Below are 25,014 nucleotides of genomic sequence, written 5' to 3' on the forward strand. Positions count from 1 at the left end.
TACCGACCGGGGCATGGAGATCTCGGCCTCCACGCGCTATCGATGCCCCATGACGGACGACACTCCGCGCGGGCTGCCCGCGCCGCCCCCGCTCGGCGCCACCGCCCTGCCCGCCGGTACCTACGCGGGACAGGTGGTCCTGGTGACCGGCGCCGGCACCGGGCTGGGCAAGGCCATCGCCGCCGAGTTCGCCCGGCTCGGCGCGGGCGTGGTCGTCGCGGGCCGCCGGGCGGAGCGGCTGGAGCGCGCCCGCGCGGAGTTGGCGGCGGTGCCGGGCGCGGGCCCGGTCGCCGCCGCCGTCTGCGACGTCCGCGACCCGGAGCGGGTCGCGGAGGTCTTCGACGCCGCCGAGGGCGCGCTCGGGCGTCCCGACGTCCTGGTGAACAGCGCGGCGGCCAACTTCCCCTGCCCGGCGGAGGACCTGTCCCCCAACGCCTGGCGGGCGGTGGTGGACACCACGCTCACCGGAACCTGGTTCGCCACCCGCGAGTTCGGCCGCCGCCACCTCGCGGCCGGCACACCGGGGGCGATCGTCAGCGTGGGCGCCTCGTACGCGTGGACCGGCGGCCCCGGCTTCGCCCACAGCGCCGCCGCCAAGGCCGGCGTGAAGAACCTGGTGGAGACGCTCGCCGTCGAGTGGGGCCCGTACGGGATCCGGATCAACGCCCTGGTGCCCGGACTGTTCCCGCACGACGACATGACCGAGGACATCCGCGGCGGCCTCGCCCGCGCTCCCGGCGGGGACCACGCCGCCCGACAGCCCGCCCTGCGGGTCGGCGTACCGCGCGAGTTGGGCTGGGCCGCGACCTTCCTGGCCTCCCCCTACGCCCGGTTCGTCACCGGGCACACCCTGGTCGTCGACGGGGCGAACTGGCAGCGCAGGGCGCTGGTCCAGCCCGAGGTGGTGCCGGTGCGCGAGCAACTGGGGCGCGGCCGGTTCACCTTGTAGGGGCCGTCGCCGGGGCTGCTCAGGCCCCCTTGAAGCGGGGCGTCGTGCGGCTCGCGCCGGCGCCGTACCCCTCCCGGCAGTCCTCGGAGGTGAGGGTGAGGGCTGCGTTCATGGCGACCCCGTCGAGGGCGGCGGGCAGGGCGGCGTCGACGTAGGAGTCGACGGCCCTCTTGATCCCCTGCACCGCGAGGGGGGCGTTCGCCGCGATCTCGGCCGCGAGGGCGCGCGCGGTGGCATCCAGCTCGGCTCCGGGTACGCACAGTTGGACGAGGCCCAGCCGCTCCGCGGTCGCGGCGTCGATCCTGCGGCCGGTCAGGGCCAGCAGCTTGGCCCAGCCGGCGCCCGCCTCCCGGGCGACGCGCAGGTCACCGCCCGCGTCCACGGCCACCCCGAGCCGGGCCTCGGGCAGGGCGAAGACGGCGTCCTCGGCGGCGACGCGGACGTCCGCCATCAGGGCCAGCTCGAAGCCGAAGCCGAGGCAGTGGCCCTGCACCGCGGCGACGACGGGTTGGGGCAACCGGGAGAGGACCGCGAAGCGTTCGTGGACCCAGCGGATGCCCTCGTAGTAGTTGCGGGTCCGCTGCGCGGCGGAGTCGCCCGTGATGGCCCCGCCGGGCGCGGTCACGTCGATGCCCGCGCAGAAGGACCGCCCCTCCGCGCGCAGCAGCACCACGCGCGCGGAGGAGTCGAAGCGGATCCGGTCGGCCAGCAGGCCGAGCTGGCGGGTGGACTCCCAGCTCCACCCGTTGAGCTTCTCCGGGCGGCACAGGGTGAGGACGGCGATCCCGTCCGCGACCTCCAGGCGCAGGCGTTCCTCGCCCTCGGCGATCTCCGTGGTGACCGTGTCGATCATCGCGTGCCCCCCGGACCGGAATTGACGGACCGTCAGCCTAGGGCCGGCCGGTCAGCGGGGGAAGACCTCGAACGGCACCGCCGGACGGCCGCCGAAGCGGGCCGCGGCCTGCTGCGCGTTGCCCGTCAGGAAGGTCCGTACGTACTCCTCGGGGTCCTGGTCGGTCAGCACCTCGATGTAGGCCTTGTGCTCCAGCAGGGACTTCACCGACCGCTCCAGGCCGGGCCCGGCGTCGGCGGCGTGCGTGGGGGTGGAGGAGCCCGCGACCGCGACCCAGCGCACCCCGTTCCACGGCTGGAGGCCCTGCTCGGAGATCAGCTCCGGGAAGATCCACCGATTGCCGGCGTCGGCCGCCGCGTCCAGGGTGGCGCGGCCGACGGCGCGGTGGTCGGGGGTGTTCCAGGCCCCGCCGCCCCCCTGACCGCCCCAGGTGTCACGGTGGTTCAGGGTGACGACCAGCTCGGGACGGTGGCGCCGGATGGCGGCCGCGATGTCCCGGCGCAGGTCGAGACCGTACTCGACGATCCCGTCGCGGTGGTCGAGGAACTCCACCGTGGACACCCCGACGACCGCCGCGCTCGCGCGCTGTTCGGCCTCGCGCAGCGGGGCGCAGGCCGCCGGGTCGACGGTGTCGATGCCGGCCTCGCCCCGGGTGGCGAGGACGTAGACGACCTCGCGGCCGCCGTCGGTCCAGTCGGCGATGGCCGCCGCGCAGCCGTACTCCAGGTCGTCGGGGTGGGCCACCACCGCGAGGGCGCGCTCCCAGTCGGTGGGCATCGGCTGCAAGGGGGCCTGCTCGTCAGCTCTTTCACTCATGAACCGCACAATAGGCGACCGGGCGGACGGGGACGGGCGACGCCCCCGCCCGACCCCGGTCCGGGCCGGCGGCCCCGGCGGAGCGGTCTCAGAAGGTGACGACCGAACGGAGCACCTCGCCGCGCTCCATGCGGGCGAAGGCCTCCTCGACCCCGTCGAGGGGGATGGTCTCCGAGACGAACGCGTCCAGGTCGAGGCGACCCTGGAGGTAGAGGTCGACCAGCAGCGGGAAGTCCCGCTCGGGCAGGCAGTCCCCGTACCAGGAGGACTTGAGCGCGCCGCCGCGTCCGAAGACGTCGAGGAGGGGGAGTTCGAGCTTCATGTCCGGCGTGGGGACGCCGACCAGGACCACCGTGCCCGCCAGGTCGCGGGCGTAGAAGGCCTGCCGGTAGGTCTCGGGCCGACCGACGGCCTCGATGACCACGTCGGCGCCGTTGCCGCCGGTCAGGGCCTGGATCGCCTTGACCACGTCCTCGGTGCGCGCGTTCACCGTGTCGGTGGCGCCCAGGCCGCGCGCCCACTCCAGCTTCCGCTCGTCCAGGTCGACGGCGATGATCTTCGAAGCGCCCGCGAGCCGCGCGCCGGCGACCGCCGCGTTGCCCACGCCGCCGCAGCCGATCACGGCCACCGAGTCACCGCGGCCGACGTTGCCCGTGTTCAGGGCGGCGCCGAGGCCGGCCATCACCCCGCAGCCGAGGAGTCCGGCGGCGGCCGGCGAGGCCGCCGGGTCCACCTTGGTGCACTGCCCGGCGGCGACCAGCGTCTTCTCGGCGAAGGCCCCGATGCCCAGCGCCGGGGAGAGCGGGGTGCCGTCCTCCAGCGTCATGGGCTGCACGGCGTTGTGCGTGGCGAAGCAGTACCAGGGACGGCCCCTGCGGCACGCCCGACAGGTGCCGCACACCGCGCGCCAGTTGAGGACGACGAAGTCGCCCGGGGCGACCGAGGTGACGTCCGGACCGACGGACTCGACGACACCGGCCGCCTCGTGGCCGAGGAGGAAGGGGAACTCGTCGTTGATGCCGCCCTCGCGGTAGTGCAGGTCGGTGTGACAGACCCCGCAGGCCTGGATCTTGACGAGGGCTTCGCCCGGGCCCGGATCGGGCACGAGGATGGTCGTCGTCTCCACCGGTGCGCCCTTGCTCCGCGCGATGACGCCCCGTACGCGATGTGTCACGTCGTTCCCCACTCTGAAGGTTCGGAATCGGTCTGGATCATCGAACGTACACGGACGTCGCGCCGGGCGGGAGTCGCGTCACGCCTCGGGGCGCGGCGTGGCCGGATCGGGTGGCAGGACGGCCCGCAGGGCGCGCGTGAAGGCGGCCACGGCGGGGTGTCCGCCGGAGCCCGCGCGGCAGGCGATCTTCGTACGGCGTTCCATGCGCAGGCGGGTGAGGGTGACGGCGGGATCCGCCGGGTCCGTCACCCCCAGGCGCGGGACGACGGCCACGCCCTGCCCGGCGGCGACCAGGGCGAGGACGGTGGCGAACTCGTCGACCTGGTGGCGCACGCGGGGGGTGAACCCGGCCGCCTGGCAGGCCCGTACGGTCATGGCGTGGCAGAGCGTGCCGGTGGTGGCGGTGATCCACGGAGCGTCGCGCCGGGCGCGCAGCACCGCGTCCTGGTGGAGGGGGGCGGGGTCGGGGGCGGGGTCCCGCTCCGGCGGGTCGGCCGGGAGGTCGGGGAGGTCGGGGAGGCCCGCGAGCGGTGCGCCGTCGGCCGGCGTGCCGTCGAACGGGTCGCCCGCGGGCTCGGCGAGGTACATCGCCTCCACGTAGAGCGGGCGGGTGGCCAGCCCCGGCTCCGCCGGCGTGGGCACGAAGTCGTACTCGTGGACCAGGGCCACGTCCAACTCCCCGGCCCGCAGCGCGTGCGCCACCCCCGCCGGGTCGATCTCGCGGACCATCGGCTCCAGCCCCGGGTGGCGGCGGGCCAGGTGGGTGAGGGCCGCGGGAACGATGGCCCGGGTCGCGGTGGGGAAGGCGCCGACGCGCAGCACCCCGGCCAGGCCGCTGCGCGCCTGCGCGAGTTCGGCCTCGGCCCGCTCCAGCCGCTCCAGCACGACCTCGGCGTGCCCGACCAGGTGCAGCCCGGCCGGGGTGAGCCGGACCGTGCGGCCGGTGCGTTCCAGCAGGGGCAGACCGGCCTCGCGCTCCAGGGCGGAGAGCTGTTGGGAGACGGCGGAGGGGCTGAAGGCCAGGGCCTCCGCCACGGCGGCGATGGTGCCGCGGCGGGAGAGTTCCCGCAGGAGCCGCAGGCGGCGTACGTCGAGCATCGGCTCAGCTTACGGTTCGATGAAGGAAAGCGAACTGGATTCGACGCTCGGGAGCGACGAGGCTCGTCCCATGCGACAGGACACACAGCAGACCCGAGACACCCGAGACAGCCGGGACACCCGGAAGGCACGGGACACCCGCGACGCCCGACCCGCACGGCACGCCGAGGACCGCCGGGCCGGCGCACCGGTCCTCGACGGGATCCACGTCCCCCTCGTCACCCCCTTCGCCGCCGACGGGAGCGTGGCCGCGGACGCGCTGGAGGCGCTCGCCCACCGGGTCCTCGACGCGGGCGCGTCCGGGATCGTGGCGCTCGGGACCACCGCCGAGAGCGCCGCGCTGGAGGAGGCGGAGCGGGAGGCGGTGACGGAGGTCTGCGCCCGCGTCTGCCGGGAGCGCGACGCTCCGCTCGTCGTGGGCGCGGGGGCCGCCTCCACGGCGGCGGGCGAGGCGGCCCTCGCGCGGCTGGCGCGCCGGCCGGAGGTACGGGCGGCGCTGGTGACGGTGCCCTCGTTCGTGCGGCCCTCCGAGGCGGGGGTGCTGGCCCATTTCGCGCGGCTGGCGGAGGTGAGCCCCGTACCGCTGATCGTCTATCACATCCCCTACCGGACGGCGCGGTCGCTGGACGCGACGACCCTGCGGGCGCTGGGGGCCCTGCCCGGGGTCGTGGGAATGAAGTACGCGGGCGGCGGGATCGACGCGGACACGGTGGCGCTGTTGGGTGACCTGCCGGACGACTTCGCGGTGCTGGCCGGGGACGACGCCTACCTGTCCCCGTTGCTGGCGATGGGCGCGAGCGGCGGGATCCTCGCCTCGGCGCACCTGGCGACCCGGCGGTTCGTGGAGCTGGTGGAGGCCTGGCGGGTCGGCGACCTCCCCCGGGCCCGACCCCTGGGGCACGCGCTGGCCCGACTCTCGGCGGCGGCCTTCGCGGAGCCGAACCCGGCGGTGACGAAGGGGGTGCTGCACGCCCGGGGCCTGATCCCGACCCCGGACGTCCGCCTGCCGCTGCTGCCGGCCTCGGGGGCGGCCGTGACGGCTGCCCTGGAGGTCCTGGAGGTCCTGGAAGCCGGTGAGGTCGGTGAGGTCCGTGAGGCCTACGAGGTCGGCACGGTCGAGCAGAATGGTGCCTGATGGGCGTTTTGATCCGATCGCACCGGTAGCCCGAATCGGGCGCATCGGAGAGTGAATTGACCCTATTGCGGGTCCCCTTCACCAAACCCGCCGAACCCATGATGTGGGTCACACCGAAGTAATCAACATCATTTCGTCGAAAAGGCCGATTCCCTTTCACCGGAAAGGGAATCGGCCTGTTCGCGCGGACCGCCCCAAGGTCATTTGCGGGGGCATCCACGGGAAGTCGATCTCCGGGTGGAATTCGTGTCTTGTTCCGGCCCGGAACACTCGCCTACGGTCACCTCACTCCCGGCGGCCGATTGCCGAATCCGGCCGCCGCCGGGCTCTCCCGTACCCCCACGTGAGGAGCAGCGCCATGCCCGCAAAGGGTAAGCACCGCCGGCCGAAGCAGAACCCGATCGCCCGCCGCCTGGCACTCGCCGGAACGGGTGGAGCCGCCCTCGCCCTGCCGTTGATCGGCGCGAACCCGGCCGGAGCGGTGGAGACCGCGGCGGCGCCCACCACCTATTCCGTGGTCGCGGGAGACACCCTCTCGAAGATCGCGGCGGAGCACTCCGTCTCCGGCGGCTGGCAGGGTCTGTACGCCGCCAACAAGGGCGTGGTCGGGGACAATCCGTCGGTGATCCGCCCCGGGACCAAGCTGGCGCTCGGTGCCGCCGCGAAGGCCCCGCGGGCGGCGGCGAAGGCCGCCGGTGCGGCGCAGGCGGCCGCGAAGCCCGCCGACGCCTACCCCGACAACCTCGACGGCTGGATCCGCGAGTCCCTCGACGTCATGAGCCGGCACGGAATTCCCGGCAGCTACAACGGAATCCACCGCAACGTGATGCGCGAGTCCTCGGGCAACCCGATGGCGATCAACAACTGGGACTCCAACGCGGCCGCCGGAATTCCCTCCAAGGGCCTCCTCCAGGTGATCGACCCGACGTTCCGCGCCTATCACGTCCCCGGAACGCCGATGGACTCCTACGACCCCGTCGCCAACATCACCGCGGCCTGCAATTACGCCGCGGCCCGCTACGGCTCGATCGACAACGTCAACGGGCCGTACTGACCCTGGCGGCCGTCCGCCCGGTCCGGGCGCGCAGGAGGGTCCGCAGCGGCGCCACCAGCCCGTAGCCGACGTCCTCGCGCAGCGCGCCCGCGCCCGCCTTCTCCACGGCCGTCAGCTGGTGCTCCATCAGCTCGGTCATGGCCCGGACCACCGGCCGCAGTCCCGGTTCGGTGAGGTCCAGGATCCCCGCGCCGGCCGCCAGGGCCGTCCGGGCCCGCCCGCACTCCGCCGCCAACAGCCCCCGTACGGCGGGGGTGTCTCGGGCCCCCTCCAGGTCCGCGCGGGTCACCGCGTGCTCGTCGAGGCGGGCACGCGGAAGGCACAATCGCCCCTCGGCGAGGTCCCCGGCGAGGTCGGCGAGGAAGTCCACCCGCTGGGCGGCGTCCACGAAGGCGCGCCAACCCCGCGCCTGCGCGGCGTCGGGGCCTCCCGGGTACTGCAGACCGGTGAAGACGAGCACCCCCGGCCAGGCGTAGGCGTCGAGGTACGCCTGGAAGTCCGCCTCGTCGGCGAAGCCGTCGAAGGCCGCCTCGGCCCCGGCGGCGCCCTCCAGGAACCGGGTGACCCACCTGTGCGGCAGTCCCCGGGTGGCCACGGCGTGCGCGTAGGCCCGCAGCAGCGGGTCCGGGCTGTCCCCGGTGACCAGGGCCGCCTCGGTCCGTTCGGTCAACTCCGCGAGTCCGGCGGCCCGCTGCGCGGGGGTGCCGGTCTCGGCGACGTCGTCGACCAGGTTCATGAAGGCCAGCCCGGCCGCGAGCCACGGCACCAGCGAGGGCTCGGCCAGCAGGCGCAGGGTGACGTAGGGGGCCGGGTCCCTGCGCAGGACGCGACGCGCGGCGCGCGTGTAGTCCTCGCGCAACCCGGGCGCCGAGATGCCGGCGCGGGTGAGGGTGGTGCGCCAGGTGGGCACGGTGGGCTGCTCCTCGCACGGTGTGGGTCGTTGCGGGCCCGTGGGCCCGGTGGGCCCCGTGGTCCCGGTGGCCTCGTGGTTCCCGTGGGCTCGTGGTTCCTGTGGGCTCGTGGTTCCTGTGGGCTCGTGGTTCCTGTGGGCCTCGTGGTTCCTGTGGGCCTCGTGGGCTCAGGACTTGTAGGTCTTCCTCACCTTGCCGTCGGTTCCGGCGAGGACGTAGCCGCCCTGTCCGTACGCGTCGCTCAGGTAGGCCCGCATGGCGGGGAGGTTGTCCATCATCCAGGGGTCGACGATCACGTACCGCGAGGTCGGCCGCTCCACCCCGAGCTCCGTGCGCGCCGCTTCCAGGAGCCCGGGCAGTGCGTTCCAGTCGACGGTGGACATGTCGATGACGGGATCGCCCTCGTCGACGGTCCCGTCGGGTCCGGTGCGGCGGGTCGCGCCGCCCCGGTACTCCCATCCGTCGAGGGTGCGGGCCCCGGGGGCGGTGGGCACCTTGGCGAGCACGTAGCCGGGGTAGATCCGCAGGTCGGCGAAGGTGGTGGTGCCGGTCGCCCGGCGCAGGGCGTCGAGGGCGTCGCGGACCCCGGCCGGGGTGAGGAGGTCCGTGTCGGCCGCGGCGACGGCGCCCGTGCCGGGGACGCCGGTGCGCCCGGCGGAGGAGGGCGTGGCCGACGCGGCCGGCGGGGCGGAAGCGGAGCGGTCCGGCTTGGCCTCGGCGTCCGTGCCCGCTCCCCCGTCGGGCAGCAGGCGCAGGAGCCCCGTGACGCCGCCGGCGAGCACGAGGACGGCCACCGCGGCCCACAGGGCCGCCTTCCGGGGCCGGGGTCGGCGCGCCGGCGCCGCCGCGCCGACGAAGGTGCCCGCGTCCGGGGCGGCCCCCTGGCCCAGGACCGAGGTCGGGGCGTAGGTCGGGCCGTACGCGGGGACGGCGTACGGGGTGGACGGGGCGTACGGGGTCGCCGCCGGCGGCGGGTACCCGTACCCGCCGGGCGGGGCGGTCCCGCCGAGAGCGGCGCCCGCCTCCCGGAGCAGCGCCTCCAGCGCGGCGCCGTCGGGGCGCGCGTCCGTGTCCCGTACGAGGACCCGCTCCAGTACGGGCCCCAGCGGGCCCGACCGCACCGGCGCCGGGATCGGCTCGTCGAGGATGGCCACCACGGTCGCCAGGCTGGTGGCGCGGCGCAGCGGGTGGGTCCCCTCCGCGGCCACGTACAGCATCATCCCGAGCGACCACAGGTCGGAGGCGGCGAGTCCCTCCTCGCCTCGGGCGCGTTCGGGCGCGATGTACTCCGGGGAGCCGATCAGCACGCCGGTGGAGGTCAGGGCGGTGGAGCCGTGCAGGGCGGCGATGCCGAAGTCGGTGAGCACCGCCGCCCCGTCGGGACGCAGCAGGACGTTGGCCGGTTTCACGTCCCGGTGGAGCACGCCCTCGGCGTGCGCGGCGCGCAGCGCCGACAGCACGTCGAGTCCCAGCCGCACCACCTCGGCCGGGGGCATCGGCCCCTCGGCGAGCCGGTCGGCGAGGGAGCCGCCCTTGACCAGTTCCATCACGATCCAGGGGTGCCCGTCGGCCTCGGCGGCGGGTTCGACGATGTGGTGGATGGTCACCACGTTCGGGTGGGCCAGGCGGGCGAGGGCGCGGGCTTCGCGGACGGCCCGTTCGCGCAGTTGGACGGCGAGTTCGGGTTGGGCGGCGGCGGTGGCGGGGTCCGGCGGGCGCACCTCCTTGAGGGCGACCTCGCGGTGCAGTGCGATGTCGCGGGCACGCCACACCGTGCCCATACCGCCGCTCCCCAGCGGAGCGATCAGTTCGAAACGTCCGTCGACCAGCCGTCTGTCGGCCTCACTCGTGTCCATGGGCGGTCATCGTAGGCGCCGCCTGTGTCAGCAACGACGGCGGTCCGCCGTCACCGTGCCCTGGGCGGTGGTCACCGTACGGTCGTAGCAGCCGCCGCCCGCCTCGGAGCCGTACTCCTGGTGGCGTGCGGTGGTGGTGCCGACGGCGTGCCGCTGGTCACGGGGGACGTTCGTGGTGTAGGTGGCGTCGCCCGTGTACCGGTCGTCGAGGCGGGTGCGGTCCAGGGGCCTGCCGCCGCGCAGGGTGACGGTCTCGGCCCGGTCGCCGAGGGACAGCACGGTGCGCAGGCGGTCGCCGGCGCCGAGGGTGGTCTCGCCGTCCATCGTGTACGTGCGCGCGGTGCGGGTGGTGGTGTTCCCCCGGGTGACCTCCTCGCCGTCGGTCCACTCGGCGGTGAGGGCGTCGCGGGTCTCGCCGTCGGTCCAGCGGTGGGTGGAGTCGGCGCGGACCTCGCGGGTGACGGTGGTGGTGACCCGGCCCCGGGAGGTGTTCAGGTACCCGGCGGTGGTGAGTCGGTGGGCCCCCTCGGTGTCGAGGCGGTGCTCGGTGCCGGGGGTCCAGCGGGAGTGGCCGCTCGGGGCGGTCTCCTCGTGGCGGGTCAGGGCTCCGGTGACGATCCGGCGTCCGGGGTCCCGGTCGATCAGCAGGTTGGTGGGGGTGCTCCAGCCGCTCTGTCCGGCGGGTACTCCGGCGACGGTCACCTCGACGCGGTGGGGGCGGCCGTCGTTGAGGAGGGCGGCGTAGGGGGTGAGGTCGTAGCGGATCGGCCGGACGTCGAAGGCGCGCGGGCCGGGGGTGACGTACCAGAGGAAGGGGTTGGACCAGCCTCCGGTCCAGACGGTGGGGAAGGGCGCGGCGATGCCGGCGAGCCGGCCGTCCACGTGGACGCGGACCTCGCGGTGGGGTCCGTCGGCCGCCTTGCAGGAGTAGGGGGCGGCGTCGGGGACGGTCATGTACCAGTACTCCTCGCAGCCGCCGCCGGATCCGGTGGCGTACACCTCGGCGACGATCCGCTCGGTGTTGCGCGGGGTGGTGACGGTGGGTCCGGTGAGCGGGATGACCAGGTCGGGGGTGTCGGCGGGGCCGACGGGCCCCTCGGCGGCGAAGAAGGTGAGGGTGACCGTCACGTCGATCACGCCCGTGTAGGTGGCGTCGACGACGTTGCCGATCAGCATCTCCACCGGCTGCGGGCGGCTGAGGGTGTCGCGGTAGCGGGTGACGTCCTTCTCGACGGACCAGGTGATGCCGTCCGGGGAGGGCTGCGGGGTGGAGGTGCGCAGGATCTCCACCCCGCCGAGGGTGAGGTTGCCCAGTCGGTCGTACTGGCGGCCCTTGACGTTGCCGTCGAGGCGCAGGACGACCTTGGCCCAGGGTCCCGCGGCACAGTCGGCGGGCGGCGCGTACGCGCCCCGGTGGGGGGTGAAGTCGCGGAAGCTCGCGCGGGCCAGGGTGAGCGTGCAGGAACGCGTCGCGGGCCGGGTCACGGGCGGGGCCGCGGTGAGGGGGTCGTGCCAGTCGGTGCCGAACTCGGCGGGCGGTACGGGGTCGCCTGCGGCGGGCTCCCCGGCGGCGCGTTCGCCGGGGATGGGGGCGCCGGGGGCGGGCTCGCCCTGGACCGCGGCCCGGGGGGTCGGGCCGCCGTGCGCGTCGGCCGCCGCCGGTGCCGCGCCGGCGGTCAGGGCGCCCGCGGCGAGGGTGAGCGCGCCGAGCAGACCCGTGATCCTGTGTCGTCTCATGGGCCCGCAGTGAAGCCCGGCGGGGGCGGCCGCCGCCAGGGCCCGGCAGGGGGACCTGGCGGGTTCTCGATCCCGTCCCGGCCCCCTTCCGGGCCCGTCCCGGCGCCGTTCCGCGCCCCGCCGGCGTCGGCGCGCCGCGCCGCGTCAGTGGCCGGCGGGCAGCACCACGACGCCGTCCTCGTCCGCGTACACGGTGTCGCCGGGGCGGAAGGTGACCCCGCCGATGGTGACGGGTCCGTCGACGGTGCCCGCGCCGGTCTTGCCGCTCTTGCGGGGGCAGGTGCCGAGCGCGTGGACGCCCAGGTCGAGCCCGCCGAGGGCGACGCTGTCGCGGACGGCCCCGTTGACGATCAGTCCGGCCCAACCGGAGCGCAGGGCGGCGCCGGCGATGAGGTCGCCGACCAGGGCGGTGCGCAGCGAGCCGCCGCCGTCGATGACGAGGACGGCGCCGTCGCCGGGGGTGTGGAGGAGTTCGCGCAGCAGGGCGTTGTCCTCGTGGCAGCGGACGGTGCGCACGGGTCCGGCGAACAGCCGGCGGCCGCCGATGGTCCGGAAGGCGGTGGCGCAGATGCCGAGGTCCTCGCCGTACTCGTCGTAGAGGTCGGCGGTGGGGACGGGGGTGGTGCTCATGGTTCGGGATCCTCCCGGCTGGTACGTCGCGCCGCGGCCCAGCGTAGGCGGTGCGGGGCGCGTCCGGCGGTACGGGGAGGGGTGGATCCGCAGGTGGCGGGGGGGCGGGCGGGGCCGGACGGGGGCGGACTCAGTCGCGGGAGTTGCCGAAGAGGATCCGGTAGCCGATGAGCAGGACGAGTGAGCCCGCGATGGCCGAGCCCCAGGTGGCCAGGTCGAAGAACTGGGTCTGGACGGGCCGGTCGAGGAACTTCGCGGAGAGCCAGCCGCCGAGGAAGGAGCCGGCGACTCCGATGAGGGTGGTGCCGATGGCGCCGCCCGGGTCGCGGCCGGGCAGCAGGAGCTTGGCGATGGCTCCCGCGAGGAGTCCGAGGATGATCCAGCCGATGATGCCCATGGTGTTCCGTTCCGTTCGCTCGTGCGCGTCCTTCGCGTCCTTCTGTCACCGGTCAGGACGCCGGCCGGGGGCGAAACGGTTCTGGGGCGGCGCGCGGAGGGCCGCCCCCGGCGTCTACGCGCGGCGGGTGGACGCCGCGCGGAGCAGGAGCGTGACGGCGACCGCCCCGGCGGCGACGGCCCCGGTGGTGGCGAAGCCGCCCCGGGAACGGCAGGAGAGGAACGAGCGCGAGGACTGCACGGAGAACCCGGACGCGAGGCTCAGCCAGGAGCCCACGGAGGCGACGGAGAGGCCGGATCCGACGGAGACGGCGGAGAGCACGCTGCCGACGGAGCCCACGGACAGGGCGGAGCCCACCGAGCCGATGGACAGGACCGAGCCCACCGAGCCGATCGAGAGCACGGAGTCCTTGGACCACAGGGAGAGGAACGACGGGTCGCGGTAGTGAGCCATGTCGATCAGGCTGTCACACGGCCGGCCGGTACGGGCGCTCCCGCCGGAACCGGCACGGCGGATCGGGCGGCGACCGGCGCCGGCCCCGTCGGGGAACCGGTCGGCGTACGGGTGAGCAGCAGGACCCCCCGGGTCGCCGCGAGGGCGCCGGCCACGGCGAGCAGGATCCCGAGCGCGCCCCCGTGGAGGCGTTCCCCGAGCAGGATCATGCCGATGGCGGCGGCGGCCAGCGGGTTGGCGAGGTTGACGACGGCGAGCGGGGCCCCGAGCCCGCCCCGGTAGGCGCGCTGCGAGAGCAGCATCCCGCCGACGGCGAAGACGACCACCAGCAGGGCCACGGAGACCACCCGGACGCTGAACAACGAGCCTCCCCGGCCGCCCGCGACGGCGACGGTCTGGGTCAGGGCGGAGGCGACGGCGGACGCCAGCCCGGAGGCGGTGGCGTGGCGCAGTCCGGAACGGGGGTCCTTGCGGGCGGTGAGCAGCAGGATCGCGGCGACGGTGGCTCCGGACACGGCGAGGGCCTCGGCCAGGGTGAGGGTGTCGTCGGGGGCCGGGCCGGAGGCGGGCAGCAGGAGCAGGCCGAGGCCGACGACGGTGGCCAGGGTGCCGCGCCACTCGGTGGCCGCGACCCGTCGCCCGGCGCCCCGCGCGCCCAGCGGGACGGCGGCGACGAGGGTGAGCGCGCCGAGTGGCTGGACCAGGGTCAGCGGGCCGTAGCGCAGGGCCGCGGCGTGCAGCAGGGCCGCGGCGGCGTTCAGTCCGGCGGACCACCACCAGGCTCCGTTGCCGAGGAGGGCGCGGGCGGTGCGGGCGGTGGCGCGGCGGGCGAGCCGCTCCTGGGCGACGGCGGCCGCCGCGTAGGTGACGGCGGAGGCGAGGCAGAGGGCCACGGCGAGGACGGTGGCGTTCATCGGCCGGCTCCGGCGGAGGAGGCGAGGCGGGACGCCGGCTCCGCGGCCCGGACCGGATCCCCGACCGCGACCGCGACCGGGTCCGGGTCCGCGTACGGATCCCCGACCCCGACCGCGACCGCGACCGGGTCCGGGTCCGCGTACGGGTCCGCGTACGGATCCCCGACCGCGACCGGCGGCGGCACCGTCGGGGCCGCGACCGGCGCCGGGGCGCCGTCCGCGGGCGGTCGCGGCCCCGCGGGGTCGCCCGGGGGCGTGGTGGTCGGGCGCGGCACCAGCAGGAGGGCCGCGCCCAGCAGGAGGCCGGCCACGATCGCGTCGAGCCAGTAGTGGTTGGCGGTGCCGACGACCACGAGCAGGGTCACCAGGGGGTGCAGCAGCCACAGGAGGCGCAGGCGGGAGCGCGTCGCCGCGATCATGCCGAGCGCCAGCATCAGCGCCCAGCCGAAGTGCAGCGAGGGCATGGCGGCGAACTGGTTGGCGAGCCGGTCGGCGTCCGGGGCGGCCTGGTAGACGGTGGGCCCGTAGACCTGTCCGGTGTCGATCAGGTGGGCGGCGTCCAGCATCCGCGGGGGTGCGAGCGGGAAGGCCAGGTGGAGGGCGAGGGCCACGCCGGTGAGGGCGGTGAGCACCCTGCGGGTCCACAGGTAGTGGCGGGGTCGGCGCAGGTAGAGCCAGATCAGGAACAGGGCGGTCGCCGGGAAGTGCACGGCCGCGTAGTAGGTGTTCGCGGTGTGGACGAGGGCGTCGGAGTGGAGCAGCAGCCGTTGGACGGCGCCCTCCCCCGGCAGGCGCAGGGTCCGTTCGGCGTCCCAGACTCGGGCGGCGTTGCGGAACGCCTCTTCGGTACGGCCCGTGGAGAACGCCCGGCCCGCCTTGTAGACGGCGAACAGGCCCCCGACGAGCAGCAGCTCGCGCAGGAGCCGGCGGCGGGTGTCCCGGCGCCCGGCTCCGGCGGCCGGTCGGTCCGGTGTGGTGTGGGAGGTGGTCATCCCCCGGTCTCACTTCTTTCGGTGCGGCTGCTTCGGGGTGGTCCGCCGGCGAGGCCGTCGGTCCGGATCACCTCTCCATCGACACGCCAGTGTATCGATACATTCCCGTATCGATACGCGCGTGTACCGATGAGCTCCGGTTGGCCGTACACTCGGAGCACGGACCCACCCCGTCCCGGAGCCCGAGGAGTGCCCCCGCCCATGACGTCGACGCCGCAGGTCACCGCGCGCCGCTCCAAGATCTCGCCGGAGCGCGAGCAGGAGTTCTACGACGCCGTCCTGGAGCAGTTGCGCGAGCACGGGTACGAGGCGCTCACCATGGAGGGCGTCGCCGCCCGCGCCAGCTGCGGCAAGTCGACGCTCTACCGGCAGTGGAAGACCAAGCCCCGGCTGGTCGCGGCGGCCCTGCGCGCGAGCCGCAGCGATCGTTCGCTGGCCGACGTGGACACCGGCAGCCTCGTGGGCGACCTGCGGGAGGCGGCCCGGATCGCGGCCTGCACCTCGGGGCGCGACACCCGGCTGACGCAGGCCCTCGGGCACGCGGTGCTCAGTGACGAGGAACTCCAGGGCGCGCTCCGCGAGGCGCTGGTGGAGCCCGAACTGACCGCGTTCGCCGCGATCGTGGCGCGGGCCGTGGCCCGGGGTGAGATCACCGCGGACCATCCGGCGGTGGAGTTCCTCCCGGCGCAGCTGATGGGCGTCCTACGGATCCGCCCCGTGCTGGAGGGCCGCTACGCGGACACCGACTACCTGGTCAGGTTCGTCGACGTGGCCCTGTTGCCCGCCCTCGGGATCACGCCCGAGGCCGTACGGGCCACCTGAACCGGTGGGCCGCCGTCCACGATGACCGGACGGCGACCCGCTCGCGCTGCCTCGTGGGGACGGCGGCAGCGCGCCACCGGACGGGGTGGCGGTCACTCCCGAGCAGGGTGACCGCCACCCGGTCCGGACGGCTTCCTCCCCGGGGAGCCGCCCCCGAGACCGGTCCCGGGATCAGGCGCGGGCGGCGCCCATGACCCGGGTGAACTCGTGCGCGTCCGCCTCGAATCCCCGGGGGCGCGCCTCCTCCAGCGTCCAGCCGCCCGAGTCCTCGCGCGTGAACTCGGCGACGGTGGCCGCCGTGGCGTCCGCCACCTCGGCGAAGTCCGTCGTCGCGAGGTCCTCGTAGCCGGCGCGGACGCGCAACCCCGTGCCGGGCACGGCCGCGAACGGCTTGCGCCGCGGCGCCGGGCCGCCGGCCCCCGCGTCCTGTATCACCACGCCGACGACGACCCGGCCCGCCCCGGACGCCATCCGGTCCAGCTCGATCACCATCACCTCGTCGAAGCCGAAGCCCTGCCCGGTCCGGCTGTCCCGGCTCAGGGTGATGGTGCCGTCCGGGGACCGGCTGCCGAAGTGCACGAGGTGGACGGGCTCGCCGTGCGGGTCGGCGCTCGCGTACACCGCCGCGACGAGGTCCAGGTCGTGCGGGGGCTCGCCGGCCGCGCTGGGGTCCCAGCGCAAAGCGATCTCCACCCTGGTCAGGCCCTTGCGTACTCCACTCACCGAACTCCCCCTCCACCGCGGCCGGTTCCGACCGCGTCGCCCGGCCATGCTGTCACGACCCCGGGACGGGCGGGCGGATCACCGTACGTTCCCGGCCGGCCCGTACGCCGCTCCGCCGGCCGGGGGCCGGACCCGCGCCGCGCGCACGCGCCGGGCATCACGCACCGGGCATCACGCACCGGGGGTCACGCGCACGGTCTCCACCCACGCCGGCGGCGCCGGGGCGTCCGCCCCGATCAGGGCGGCGATCAGGCGGCAGGAGGCGGGCTCGTCCGGCCAGGGCGTGTGCCCGTCGGTCAGCACGACCACGATGTTCGGCCGGTCGGGGACGGCCGACGCCGCGGCGATGCCCACGCGCATGTCGGTGCCGCCGCCCCCGGCGAGGTGAACCTCCGCGGCGCTGGTCACCCGCCTCACGGCCCGTACGTCGGCGTCGCAGGCCAGCACCGCGACCCGGTTGCCCCGTACCCCGACCTCGCGCAGGACGCCGGTCACCTCGCCCAGCGCCGCCGCCAGTTCGGCCTCGCCCATGGACCCGGAGGTGTCGACGACGATCGCGACCCGCGGCAGCGGCCTGCGCAGGCTCGGCAGCACCACCCGGCCGCCCAGGGCGGGGGTACGGCGCGAGGGGCGCCGGTAGGTGTAGTCGACCGCGCCGGCGGACCAGGCGGCGGCCTCCCGCACCGCCCCGGACAGCGCGCGGCGCCAGTCGACGACGGGCTCCAGCACCTCGTCCGCCCAGCGCAGCCAGCCGGCCGGGAGGGCGCCCCGGGCGCGCCGGTGGGCCCGCATCGCCTGGGCGGTCTGCCGGCGCAGGGCCTGCGCCTCCGCGGGTCCCAGCCGCGCGGGATCCCCGCTCCGGTCCCCGGGCGCGCCGTCGCCGAGCTCCCACGGGGCGGCGATCCCGTGGGCGCCCGACCCGCAGTCGACGCCGTGCGGCGGGGTACGGGGGACGGCCGGGAGGTAGCCCTCGAACAGGCCGCCCGCGGGCAGGCCGAACAGGCGCGGCTCCATCCGGCCGGCGGGCAGCGCCAGTCCGTCGGCCAGGAGGTCGTCGTTGATCTCGCAGTCCTGGGCGATGTTGACGCGGACCGGATCGCCCTGGTCGGCCGCCGGGAGGCGGTCGGCGCGGGTGTGGTGGTCGCGCAGCAGGTGCGCGACCTCGTGGATCCACACCCCGCCGAGCTCGGCGACCGGGGTGCGGGCGACGAACGCCGGCGAGACGTAGCAGCGCCAGTGCCGGTCGACGCCCATGGTCCCCACGCCGCCGGGGCCCGGGGAGGGCACCACGGTGAGCGCGTACAGGGCCGAGGCCAGGTACGGGCGGGCCTCGGCCGCCGCGTAGCGGGCGGCGAGCAGCTTGGCCCGGTCGAGGGCGGGGGGCGGTTCGTCGCCCGGCACGGCGTCCGGTCCCTCAGCGGGGGCCGGGCAGGGACCCGGCCAGACTCAGGATTTCGACGAACGCGTCGATGCCCGCGGGAACCGCCCAGGCCGGTTCGCGCAGCGCGGCGAGGTCGGCGGCGGCCCGTGCGGCCACGTCCGGTACGCCCGCGTCGACGGCCTTGGCGAGGACCACCCAGCCGGCCTCCCACCGGGAGCGCGTCGGGTCGGCCTGGACGGCGGCCACCACCGCGATGAGGAAGGCCAGTTGACGGTCGCCGCGCGTGGGCAGGGCGAAGGCGTCCGGGTCGGCCAGCACCTTCTCGGGGTCGGGCAGGTCGAGGTGCTCCAGGTAGGTGAGCAGCTCCAGGCCCGCTCCGTCGCCGACGGCCCCGGTGAGGGCGGCGGACAGGGCCTCGCCGCTCGCGCCGGCGGCGTAACCGGTGGCCAGCAGGCGCAGCGCCATCTCCCAGGTGCGCGGGGAGGGCCAGGCCCGGCCGCGCCCCTCGGCGTCGTTCGGCAGGTGGTGGACCAGGCCGGGGCGGGCGGAGAGGAAGCCGGAGACCACGCCCCGGGCGCGGGCGGCGGCGCCGGCGGCGCGGCGCGGGTCGACGGTGGGCAGGGCGACCTCGGGCCAGGTCCCGGCCATGCCGCGGGCGACCGTGCGCGGGTCGTGCGTCCATTCGAGGTGGACGAAGCGGTTGGCGAGCGGCGGGCTGAGGTGCCAGCCGTCGGCCGCGCTCGACGGCGGGTTGGCCGCCGCGATGATGCGTACGGAGGCGGGCAGTTCGAGGCTGCCGACGCGTCGTTCGAGGACCACGCGCAGCAGGGCGGCCTGGACGGCGGGCGGGGCGGAGGACAGTTCGTCGAAGAACAGCAGTCCGTGCCCGGTGCGGGCCAGGCGCACCGCCCAGTCCGGCGGGGCCATGGGGACGCCGGTCGTGGCCGGGTCGTCGCCGACGACGGGGAGCCCCGCGAAGTCGGAGGGCTCGTGGACGCTGGCGATCACCGTCTCCAGTCCGACGCCGAGGGCGGCGGCGAGCCGCTCCATCCCGGCGGACTTGCCGATGCCGGGCTCGCCCCAGAGCAGGACGGGCTGATTGGCCGTCACCGCGAGCGCCAGAGCCTCCAGTCGGGGGTTCTCGGCCGGTTCGGTACGGGTTTCGCCCAGGCGGGCGTTGAGGGCGTCGGCGGCGGCCAGCGCCCCCGCCGGCCCCGCGGCTCCCGCCGTCGTGGTGCCCGTCAGCCCTCCTCCCACAGCTCCTCCTCCGGTTCCGGTTCGTGGCCGTCGCTCTCGTTCTCGCGCCGGTACTCGTCGTCTCGTTCGTCCATGTACTCGTCGAAGTCGGGGGATCCGATGTCCGGGTGCCCGGCCTCCACCAGCTCCCGCAGGAAGGCCAGATCGGTGCGCCGGTAGCGGCGGGCGATCTGGGGCAGGCTGAGGCCCTCCTCGTCGGTGACGTCGACGCGGGCGCCTGCGTCGATCAGCGCGCGGACCAGGGCGGGGGCGCCGCCGTGGTGGACGGCGGACAGCAGCGGGGTGCGGCCGGCGCGGTCGTGGTCCTCCAGGCCGAGGCCGGCCCCCAGCAGCCTGGGCAGCAGTTCCTCGTGGTCGAGGAGGTACAGGACGTGCAACAGGCCCTGGCCGCGTCCGTTGCGCACGCGCGGGTCGACGCCCGCGTCCAGCAGGGCCATCACGCCGGGGGCGTCGCCGTGCTGGACGCGCTCGAACAGGTCCTGCCGCTCCTCGCGCAGGGCGCGCGGCAGCCTGCCCTCGCCCGAGGTCCAGGCCCGCTCGGCGGCGAAGCAGCCGGCGACGACCCCGCCGAAGGCCCGCAGGGCGCGCTCGCGCCGCCGCTCCTCGTCGGTGTGCGGGATGGCGAGGCCGTCGGCCCGGACCCGTACCTCGTGCCAGACGCCGAGGCAGCGCACCCGGACGGGCCGGGGCGCGGTGGGGCCCGCCGGCCCCGTGGCGGGGCCGGAACCCGGGAAGAGGGAGGCGGCGACGAGCGGGTGCAGCTCGGTGGGGGCGACGCGGCCGGCCCGCACCAGCTGGAGGTCGGGCAGCGGACGCCAGGCGTGCTCGGGCAGCGGCGCGAGCGCGCGCAGCTCGTCGGATCGGGCGGTGCGAACGCGCACCGTGTCTCCCTCGCCGGGTCCGGTGACCTCCACGAGCAGTCCGTCGCGCCAGTCCGGGGCGAGGCGGAACCGGTCGCCCAGACCGGCCGCGGCGAGCAGGCGCGTCTCGTGGGCCAGGCGGGACAGGTCCACGTGGCCCGAGGCGAGCGCGTCCTCCAGGTGCACGACGCCGTACGAGCGCCACTCGTCCGCGGGCTTGTCCAGGTCGGCCTCGATCCCGGCCGCGGCGAAGGCCTCCACGAGGTGGGCGCGGGAGCCGGCGCGGGACTGGAGGACCGCGATCCACTCGGTCCTGGCGGCCGGGTCCCCGGGGCCGGGGTCGCGGGTGGCCAGGGCGTCGGCGGGGAGCGGGGTCCCGTCGGGGGCGAAGAAGGGCAGCCGGTCCGCGCCGCCGCCCGCGGCGCGGGTGCGCAGGTCGGGCGCGTGGCGGACGTCCCACAGGTGCCGGGCGGTGCTCCAGTCCACGGTGGTCACGCGGGCGTAGGGGTTGGCGTCGGGGACGGGGACGAAGGGGCCGCACTCCAGCCGCAGCCGCTGGGGGCCGTCCACCATGCCGTAGGTGCGCACGTGCAGGGACGGTACGCCCCGGCCCGGGCGGCCCGGGCCGCCGGCAGGCCCGTAGTGGGCGAGCAGGATCCGCTGGTCCGGGACCAGGGTCGTACGTCCGCCCAGGACCCGGGGCAGGTGCCAGCGCAGCAGGTCGGGGGCGAGGTGGCGCAGGTCCTCCAGGACCGCGTCGGCGACGGCGCGCCCGTGGCGGGCGGCGAGGGCGGCCGGTTCCAGGGCCGCGTCCACGGCGGCGGCCGCGCAGGCGGCGCGCCAGTCCCCGGCCTCCCGGTGCGCGCCGGCCGCTTCGATCATCCAGCCGGGTACGGCGTAGCGGCGCACGCGGCGCCGGCTGCCGAGTTCCTCGGACGAGGGGGTGCCGGGCGGGACGGGGCGACGCGTCACCGGTACACGCTCCCGATGGCTCGCAGGTCGGGGTGGGAGGCACGGGCGGGGCGCAGGCGTTCGGTGAAGGAGCGCTTCACCCGGCGGGGCAGTCCGGGGCCGAGGCCCACGTGCTCCAGGGGGCAGTCGTCGGGCAGCGCGGCCAACAGGCTCTTGGCGCCGCGCCCGGTGAGGCCGGTGTGGCTCAGTTCGAGGCGGCGCAGCGGGCTGCCGGGGAGTGCGGCGGCCAGGGCGTACGCCCCTTCGTCGCCGGTGTCGTTGCCGACGGAGCCGAGGCTGCGCTCGGACGGGGCCCGGCCGAGGTCGAGGGCTTCGATGCCGCCGAGCGCTTCGGCCAGGGCGCGGGCGCCGGCGGGGCCGATGCCGTTGCCGCCGAGGCCGAGTCGGACCGGGCGCTCGGGTCCCGCCGCGGCGGCCGCCTCGGCGAGGACGGCGACGCCCTCGTCGCCGAGGTGGTTGGCGGGGGCGTACAGCTCGCGGACCCCCGCGTCGCGGACGAGGGCGGCGAGCAGCGGGGCGGCCTCGGGGGTGAGGCCGTTCCCGCCGAGGAAGATCCGCTCCAGGGGTGCCTCGCGGGTCAGGAGGGCGTCGAGGAGCAGGCGTACGCCGTCGGCGCCGATGCCGGTGTTGACCAGGTCGAGGGTGCGCAGCGCGGTGTTGCGGCGCAGGAGGGCCGCGAGGGTGCGGGCGCCGTCCTCGAAGAGGGGGTTGCGCTTGAGCCACAGGGCGCGGACGGTGGTGTCCTCGGCGAGGGCGGCGGCCAGGGCGAGGACCCCGTCGGCGCCGATGCGGTTGCAGCCGAGGTAGAGGGTGTGGATCCCGTGGGAGTCCTCGGCCGCGAGCGCGTCGGCCAGGGTGCGCGCGCCTTCGTCCGTCAGGGCGTTGGTGCCGAGGAGCAGGTGCGCGGCGTGCGGGGAGGCGACGGCGACGGGCAGCAGGCGGGCGGCGCCCGCCGGGCCGAGTCCCTGCTTGCACAGGTCGAGCCGGCCGTCGGGGCGCAGGGTGCCGAGCGGGAAGGTCTCGTCGGCTTCGAGGGGCAGGTCCCGCGCGAGGCGCGCGAGGAGCGGGGCGAGGTCGGCCGGGTCGGCGAGCGGCAGGTCGGGGTGCTCGATCGCGGGGCACCGTACGGGCGTCGGCCGTGTCATCACCACTTCACCGGTTCCTCGCCGGTGTCCGGCGATCACAACGACGTCAACGACGTGGACGGAGCCGCAGCGGTGGGACGGGGCACCGGTACGGCTGGTGGCGACGGGCGGTCAGGGCAAGACCGGTCGGATTCGAACCGACGTCCTCCAGCTCGATGCTCGGGCGCGACGACCTCTGCGCTACGGCCTTGCTGCGGCGATCATAGCGGCCCGACGCCCCGGAATCGATCACCAGTTTGAGCGCCGGCGCGGTCGGCGGCCCGCGCCGGCGGGGGCGACGCGGTCGCGACCCGCCCGCCTCCCCGCCGGCGGGGGGTCGGGGCCGTGCCTACGGTGGATCCGTGAGCCATCGCCTGGTACGCGTCGTCCTCACCGCCGTCCTGTGCGCGACCGCGTCGTCCTGCACGACCACGACCCCGCAGTCCGCCCTCCGCGCCCAGGTCGCCCCCCGGCCCGCCGTGAAGACCCTGTCGGCCCACGTCACGGCCGTCCCCCCGGACAAACTGGGCGCGACCCACCGCGCCGGGTGCCCGGTGGCGCCGGAGCGGCTCAGGCTCGTGACGATGAACCACTGGGGCTTCGACGGCGCGGTGCACCGGGGCGAGCTGGTGGTGCGCGAGGAGGTGGTCGCCCCGGTGCTGCGGGTCTTCGGGAAGGCCTTCGCCGAGGGCTTCCCGATCCGTCGCATGCGGGTGACGGCCGCGTACGGAGGCGACGACCTCGCGGCGATGGCGGACGACAACACCTCCGCCTTCAACTGCCGGCAGGTCACCGGCGACCCGGGCCGGCGCTCGCGGCACGCCTGGGGCGACGCGGTCGACATCAACCCGGTCGAGAACCCGTACGTCGACGTCCGGGGCACCAGCCATCCCCCGAACGGCCGCTCCCACCTCGACCGCGAGCGGGTCCGCCCCGGGATGATCACCCCGGACGGGGTCGTGACCCGGGCCTTCCGGGAGGAGGGCTGGTACTGGGGCGGTCGCTGGAGCCCGCCCGACTACCAGCACTTCTCCGCCGAGGGTGGCTGAGCGGCCCGGCGGGCGCCGCGTCCGCCCACCCCGCGGAGGGTGCCCGCGACCCTTCTCCCGTGACGCTCCGCGTCGACCGAAGATCCTTCGACTGAACCGGATCGTTATCCTCAAGTTTTACTCAGATCTAGTGACGCCGCTCCCGTCGGCTTCCTAGCTTCCTCGTACACGTGCCTTCACGCCCGATCGGCGACGCACGTGCCCCGTTCCCGCGCACCCCCACGTGGTTACGCGTTCCCGAGGAAAGAGTGCAGCATGAAGGTTCCCAAGGCCGGTGCGGTCGCCGCAGTGATCGCCCTCGCCGCCACCGCCTCCGGCTGTGCTGGCGAAGCCCCGAAGGAGCCCCTCTCCGTCGGCATCAAGTTCGACCAGCCGGGCATCGGCATGCGCGAGAGCGACGGCACCTTCACCGGTTTCGACGTCGACGTGGCCAGGTACATCGGCAAGGAGCTCGGCTACAAGCCGAACGAGATCGAGTTCAAGCAGGTCTACAGCTCCGACCGGGAACTGCTGATCCAGTACAACGAGGTCGAGTTCGTCGCCGCCAGTTATACGATCAACGACAAGCGTCGCGAGAAGGTCGACTTCGCCGGCCCCTACTTCATCGCCCACCAGGACCTGCTGGTCCGGGCCGACGACGCCTCGATCACCAAGGCCGAGGACCTCAACACCAAGCGGCTGTGCTCGGTGACCGGCTCCACCTCCGCCGAGAACGTCCGCAAGAACCTCGCGCCGAAGGCGAGCGTGCTGGAGCTGGGCGGCTACTCGGAGTGCCTGGTCGCCCTCCAGGACAACCTGGTCGACGCCATGACCACCGACAACTCCATCCTGGCGGGGTACGCGGCCAGGAAGGGCAACGAGGGCAAGTTCAAGCTGGTCGGACTGAACCTGAGCAACGAGAACTACGGCATCGGCCTGAAGAAGGGCGACGGCGATCTCCAGCGGAAGATCAACACGGCCCTGACCAAGATGGTCGCCGACGGCTCCTGGGAAGCGGCCGTGAAGAAGAACTTCGGCCCGGCCAACTACAAGTACGAGCCGGCGCCGCAGGTCACGACCAGCGGCTGACGAACCGCGCGGCGGAGCCCGCCGGTCGACGTCCGAACGCGGGACGTCGACCCCGCGGGCCCGCCGCCGCGTCCGGCGCCCGGGCCCGCTTCGGCCGAGCGCCCGGGCCCGCTTCGGCCGGGCGCCCGGCCGCGCCCCTACGCCGTCGGGGCCTTGCCGCGCAGCACGGTCAGGAACTCCCGCATCCAGGCGGAGTGGTCGGGCCAGGCCCGGGCCGAGACCAGGGTGCCGTCGACCACCGCCTCGGAGTCCTCGAACGCGGCCCCCGCGGCCTTCATGTCCGGCTCCAGCGCCGGGTACGCCGTGACCCGACGCCCCTCCAGGGCCCCGCTCGCGGCGGTGATCAGCGGGCCGTGGCAGATCTGCGCGATGGGCTTGTCGGCGCCGGCGAACGACGCCAGGATCCGCCGCACCTCGGGATCGTTGCGCAGGTACTCGGGCGCGCGTCCGCCCGGGACCACGACGGCCGCGTACTCCTCGGGAACGACCTCGGCGAAGGCGAGGTCCGCGGGCCAGGTGTAGCCGGGCTTCTCCGTGTAGGTGTCGAAGCCCTCCTCGAAGTCGTGCACCACGAACCGCAGTTTCTTGCGCGAGGGCGCGGCGATGTGGACCTCGTACCCCTCCTCCCGCAGGCGCTGGTAGGGGTAGAGCACCTCCAGCGACTCGGCCGCGTCGCCGGTCACGATGAGGATCTTCACTGCCATGGGCTGCTCCAGACAAGGCTGTTCATCACGGTGGGCCCGGCCCCGCCGAGGCCACCGCAACCGTGCCCAGACCCAACGGACGGCA

At 75.4% G+C, this 25,014-nt stretch carries 24 protein-coding genes and 1 tRNA gene; 6 read left to right on the forward strand and 19 right to left on the reverse strand.

Translation table 11 applies throughout. The features are described from left to right. The first annotated feature begins 49 nt into the window (after positions 1-49). Positions 50-949 (forward strand): SDR family oxidoreductase, encoded by a 900-nt coding sequence (locus tag ACZ6ZI_RS30245; protein WP_469526067.1) that lies wholly within the window; start codon positions 50-52, stop codon positions 947-949. A gap of 19 nt (positions 950-968) precedes the next feature. Here the strand turns inward: ACZ6ZI_RS30245 and ACZ6ZI_RS30250 are convergent, their stop codons facing one another. The 4 genes from ACZ6ZI_RS30250 to ACZ6ZI_RS30265 form a co-directional block, all read right to left on the reverse strand. Beyond that, positions 969-1,802, reverse strand: coding sequence for an enoyl-CoA hydratase/isomerase family protein (locus ACZ6ZI_RS30250; RefSeq protein ID WP_469526069.1), 834 nt, complete (start codon positions 1,800-1,802; stop codon positions 969-971). A 51-nt stretch (positions 1,803-1,853) separates the two neighbouring features. Continuing rightward, positions 1,854-2,618 (reverse strand): PIG-L deacetylase family protein, encoded by a 765-nt coding sequence (locus ACZ6ZI_RS30255; RefSeq protein WP_469526071.1) that lies wholly within the window; start codon positions 2,616-2,618, stop codon positions 1,854-1,856. Positions 2,619-2,706: 88 nt separating this feature from the next. Continuing rightward, complete coding sequence (locus tag ACZ6ZI_RS30260; protein ID WP_363059720.1) at positions 2,707-3,792, reverse strand: S-(hydroxymethyl)mycothiol dehydrogenase; 1,086 nt, start codon at positions 3,790-3,792, stop codon at positions 2,707-2,709. A 78-nt stretch (positions 3,793-3,870) separates the two neighbouring features. Further along, positions 3,871-4,890, reverse strand: a complete 1,020-nt coding sequence (locus ACZ6ZI_RS30265) for a LysR family transcriptional regulator (RefSeq protein WP_469526074.1) — start codon at positions 4,888-4,890, stop codon at positions 3,871-3,873. Positions 4,891-4,960: 70 nt separating this feature from the next. Between ACZ6ZI_RS30265 and ACZ6ZI_RS30270 the strand changes: the two genes are divergently transcribed. Together ACZ6ZI_RS30270 and ACZ6ZI_RS30275 are read left to right on the forward strand one after the other, a co-directional pair. After that, entirely contained in the window at positions 4,961-6,025 is a 1,065-nt protein-coding gene (locus ACZ6ZI_RS30270) for a dihydrodipicolinate synthase family protein (RefSeq protein WP_469526076.1), read from the forward strand. A 358-nt stretch (positions 6,026-6,383) separates the two neighbouring features. Further along, positions 6,384-7,079 carry a transglycosylase SLT domain-containing protein gene (locus tag ACZ6ZI_RS30275; protein ID WP_469526078.1) on the forward strand — a complete coding sequence of 232 codons (696 nt, stop codon included), beginning with the start codon at positions 6,384-6,386 and terminating at the stop codon, positions 7,077-7,079. Here the strand turns inward: ACZ6ZI_RS30275 and ACZ6ZI_RS30280 are convergent. The 8 genes from ACZ6ZI_RS30280 to ACZ6ZI_RS30315 form a co-directional block, all read right to left on the reverse strand. Next, on the reverse strand, positions 7,063-7,989 hold the full coding sequence (locus tag ACZ6ZI_RS30280; RefSeq protein ID WP_469526080.1) for a squalene/phytoene synthase family protein: 927 nt from the start codon (positions 7,987-7,989) through the stop codon (positions 7,063-7,065). The genes ACZ6ZI_RS30275 and ACZ6ZI_RS30280 overlap by 17 nt on opposite strands. Before the next feature lie 168 nt (positions 7,990-8,157). Beyond that, complete coding sequence (locus tag ACZ6ZI_RS30285) at positions 8,158-9,846, reverse strand: serine/threonine-protein kinase (RefSeq protein ID WP_469526082.1); 1,689 nt, start codon at positions 9,844-9,846, stop codon at positions 8,158-8,160. Between the two features lie 27 nt (positions 9,847-9,873). After that, positions 9,874-11,583 carry a peptide-N4-asparagine amidase gene (locus ACZ6ZI_RS30290; protein ID WP_469526084.1) on the reverse strand — a complete coding sequence of 570 codons (1,710 nt, stop codon included), beginning with the start codon at positions 11,581-11,583 and terminating at the stop codon, positions 9,874-9,876. A 144-nt stretch (positions 11,584-11,727) separates the two neighbouring features. After that, positions 11,728-12,213, reverse strand: a complete 486-nt coding sequence (gene rraA, locus ACZ6ZI_RS30295) for a ribonuclease E activity regulator RraA (RefSeq protein ID WP_469526085.1) — start codon at positions 12,211-12,213, stop codon at positions 11,728-11,730. A 130-nt stretch (positions 12,214-12,343) separates the two neighbouring features. Beyond that, positions 12,344-12,610 (reverse strand): GlsB/YeaQ/YmgE family stress response membrane protein, encoded by a 267-nt coding sequence (locus tag ACZ6ZI_RS30300; RefSeq protein WP_363059735.1) that lies wholly within the window; start codon positions 12,608-12,610, stop codon positions 12,344-12,346. Positions 12,611-12,724: 114 nt separating this feature from the next. Continuing rightward, the gene (locus ACZ6ZI_RS30305) at positions 12,725-13,063 is read right to left on the reverse strand and encodes a hypothetical protein (protein ID WP_363059737.1); all 339 of its coding nucleotides are present in this window, start codon (positions 13,061-13,063) and stop codon (positions 12,725-12,727) included. Positions 13,064-13,068: 5 nt separating this feature from the next. After that, the gene (locus tag ACZ6ZI_RS30310; RefSeq protein WP_469526088.1) at positions 13,069-13,977 is read right to left on the reverse strand and encodes a DMT family transporter; all 909 of its coding nucleotides are present in this window, start codon (positions 13,975-13,977) and stop codon (positions 13,069-13,071) included. Then, a complete protein-coding gene (locus ACZ6ZI_RS30315; RefSeq protein ID WP_469526090.1) occupies positions 13,974-14,969 on the reverse strand; it encodes a phosphatase PAP2 family protein in 996 nt (331 codons plus the stop codon). Before ACZ6ZI_RS30315 ends, ACZ6ZI_RS30310 begins: the two co-directional genes overlap by 4 nt. A gap of 201 nt (positions 14,970-15,170) precedes the next feature. On the opposite strand from ACZ6ZI_RS30315, the gene ACZ6ZI_RS30320 reads away from it, so the two are divergent. Further along, positions 15,171-15,791: a TetR/AcrR family transcriptional regulator gene (locus tag ACZ6ZI_RS30320; RefSeq protein ID WP_363059743.1), complete on the forward strand. Its 621-nt coding sequence runs from the start codon at positions 15,171-15,173 to the stop codon at positions 15,789-15,791. Positions 15,792-15,962: 171 nt separating this feature from the next. Here ACZ6ZI_RS30320 and ACZ6ZI_RS30325 read toward each other — a convergent pair whose 3' ends face one another. The 6 genes from ACZ6ZI_RS30325 to ACZ6ZI_RS30350 all read right to left on the reverse strand — a co-directional run bounded on the left by ACZ6ZI_RS30325 (position 15,963) and on the right by ACZ6ZI_RS30350 (position 22,319). Next, a complete protein-coding gene (locus tag ACZ6ZI_RS30325) occupies positions 15,963-16,514 on the reverse strand; it encodes a TerD family protein (RefSeq protein WP_363059745.1) in 552 nt (183 codons plus the stop codon). A gap of 171 nt (positions 16,515-16,685) precedes the next feature. Then, positions 16,686-17,915 carry a vWA domain-containing protein gene (locus tag ACZ6ZI_RS30330; protein ID WP_469526092.1) on the reverse strand — a complete coding sequence of 410 codons (1,230 nt, stop codon included), beginning with the start codon at positions 17,913-17,915 and terminating at the stop codon, positions 16,686-16,688. A 13-nt stretch (positions 17,916-17,928) separates the two neighbouring features. Then, entirely contained in the window at positions 17,929-19,152 is a 1,224-nt protein-coding gene (locus ACZ6ZI_RS30335) for an AAA family ATPase (protein ID WP_469526093.1), read from the reverse strand. Further along, positions 19,137-20,984: an ankyrin repeat domain-containing protein gene (locus ACZ6ZI_RS30340; protein WP_469526096.1), complete on the reverse strand. Its 1,848-nt coding sequence runs from the start codon at positions 20,982-20,984 to the stop codon at positions 19,137-19,139. The genes ACZ6ZI_RS30335 and ACZ6ZI_RS30340 overlap by 16 nt, the downstream gene beginning before the upstream one ends. Then, entirely contained in the window at positions 20,981-22,129 is a 1,149-nt protein-coding gene (locus tag ACZ6ZI_RS30345; protein WP_469526169.1) for a leucine-rich repeat domain-containing protein, read from the reverse strand. Before ACZ6ZI_RS30345 ends, ACZ6ZI_RS30340 begins: the two co-directional genes overlap by 4 nt. 117 nt (positions 22,130-22,246) lie before the next feature. Continuing rightward, a tRNA-Arg gene (locus tag ACZ6ZI_RS30350) sits at positions 22,247-22,319 on the reverse strand. Between the two features lie 151 nt (positions 22,320-22,470). Here ACZ6ZI_RS30350 and ACZ6ZI_RS30355 point away from each other — a divergent pair. After that, a complete protein-coding gene (locus ACZ6ZI_RS30355; RefSeq protein ID WP_469526099.1) occupies positions 22,471-23,157 on the forward strand; it encodes a M15 family metallopeptidase in 687 nt (228 codons plus the stop codon). 255 nt (positions 23,158-23,412) lie between these two features. Continuing rightward, entirely contained in the window at positions 23,413-24,225 is an 813-nt protein-coding gene (locus ACZ6ZI_RS30360; protein WP_363059755.1) for a glutamate ABC transporter substrate-binding protein, read from the forward strand. 137 nt (positions 24,226-24,362) lie between these two features. Here the strand turns inward: ACZ6ZI_RS30360 and ACZ6ZI_RS30365 are convergent, their stop codons facing one another. After that, a complete protein-coding gene (locus tag ACZ6ZI_RS30365; RefSeq protein WP_363059757.1) occupies positions 24,363-24,929 on the reverse strand; it encodes a DJ-1/PfpI family protein in 567 nt (188 codons plus the stop codon). Positions 24,930-25,014: the final 85 nt, after the last annotated feature.

The organism is Streptomyces sp. NPDC103540 (assembly GCF_055584445.1).

What these genes read in the sequence shown, in the direction of transcription:
- ACZ6ZI_RS30310 (WP_469526088.1), bottom strand. Translation starts at nt 13,977, where the DNA reads ATGAACGCCACCGTCCTCGCCGTGGCCCTCTGCCTCGCCTCCGCCGTC.
- ACZ6ZI_RS30265 (WP_469526074.1), bottom strand. Translation starts at nt 4,890, where the DNA reads ATGCTCGACGTACGCCGCCTGCGGCTCCTGCGGGAACTCTCCCGCCGC.
- ACZ6ZI_RS30245 (WP_469526067.1), top strand. Translation starts at nt 50, where the DNA reads ATGACGGACGACACTCCGCGCGGGCTGCCCGCGCCGCCCCCGCTCGGC.
- rraA (WP_469526085.1), bottom strand. Translation starts at nt 12,213, where the DNA reads ATGAGCACCACCCCCGTCCCCACCGCCGACCTCTACGACGAGTACGGC.
- ACZ6ZI_RS30300 (WP_363059735.1), bottom strand. Translation starts at nt 12,610, where the DNA reads ATGGGCATCATCGGCTGGATCATCCTCGGACTCCTCGCGGGAGCCATC.
- ACZ6ZI_RS30320 (WP_363059743.1), top strand. Translation starts at nt 15,171, where the DNA reads ATGACGTCGACGCCGCAGGTCACCGCGCGCCGCTCCAAGATCTCGCCG.
- ACZ6ZI_RS30275 (WP_469526078.1), top strand. Translation starts at nt 6,384, where the DNA reads ATGCCCGCAAAGGGTAAGCACCGCCGGCCGAAGCAGAACCCGATCGCC.
- ACZ6ZI_RS30305 (WP_363059737.1), bottom strand. Translation starts at nt 13,063, where the DNA reads ATGGCTCACTACCGCGACCCGTCGTTCCTCTCCCTGTGGTCCAAGGAC.
- ACZ6ZI_RS30255 (WP_469526071.1), bottom strand. Translation starts at nt 2,618, where the DNA reads ATGAGTGAAAGAGCTGACGAGCAGGCCCCCTTGCAGCCGATGCCCACC.
- ACZ6ZI_RS30285 (WP_469526082.1), bottom strand. Translation starts at nt 9,846, where the DNA reads ATGGACACGAGTGAGGCCGACAGACGGCTGGTCGACGGACGTTTCGAA.
- ACZ6ZI_RS30360 (WP_363059755.1), top strand. Translation starts at nt 23,413, where the DNA reads ATGAAGGTTCCCAAGGCCGGTGCGGTCGCCGCAGTGATCGCCCTCGCC.
- ACZ6ZI_RS30270 (WP_469526076.1), top strand. Translation starts at nt 4,961, where the DNA reads ATGCGACAGGACACACAGCAGACCCGAGACACCCGAGACAGCCGGGAC.
- ACZ6ZI_RS30250 (WP_469526069.1), bottom strand. Translation starts at nt 1,802, where the DNA reads ATGATCGACACGGTCACCACGGAGATCGCCGAGGGCGAGGAACGCCTG.
- ACZ6ZI_RS30315 (WP_469526090.1), bottom strand. Translation starts at nt 14,969, where the DNA reads ATGACCACCTCCCACACCACACCGGACCGACCGGCCGCCGGAGCCGGG.
- ACZ6ZI_RS30365 (WP_363059757.1), bottom strand. Translation starts at nt 24,929, where the DNA reads ATGGCAGTGAAGATCCTCATCGTGACCGGCGACGCGGCCGAGTCGCTG.
- ACZ6ZI_RS30345 (WP_469526169.1), bottom strand. Translation starts at nt 22,129, where the DNA reads ATGACACGGCCGACGCCCGTACGGTGCCCCGCGATCGAGCACCCCGAC.
- ACZ6ZI_RS30290 (WP_469526084.1), bottom strand. Translation starts at nt 11,583, where the DNA reads ATGAGACGACACAGGATCACGGGTCTGCTCGGCGCGCTCACCCTCGCC.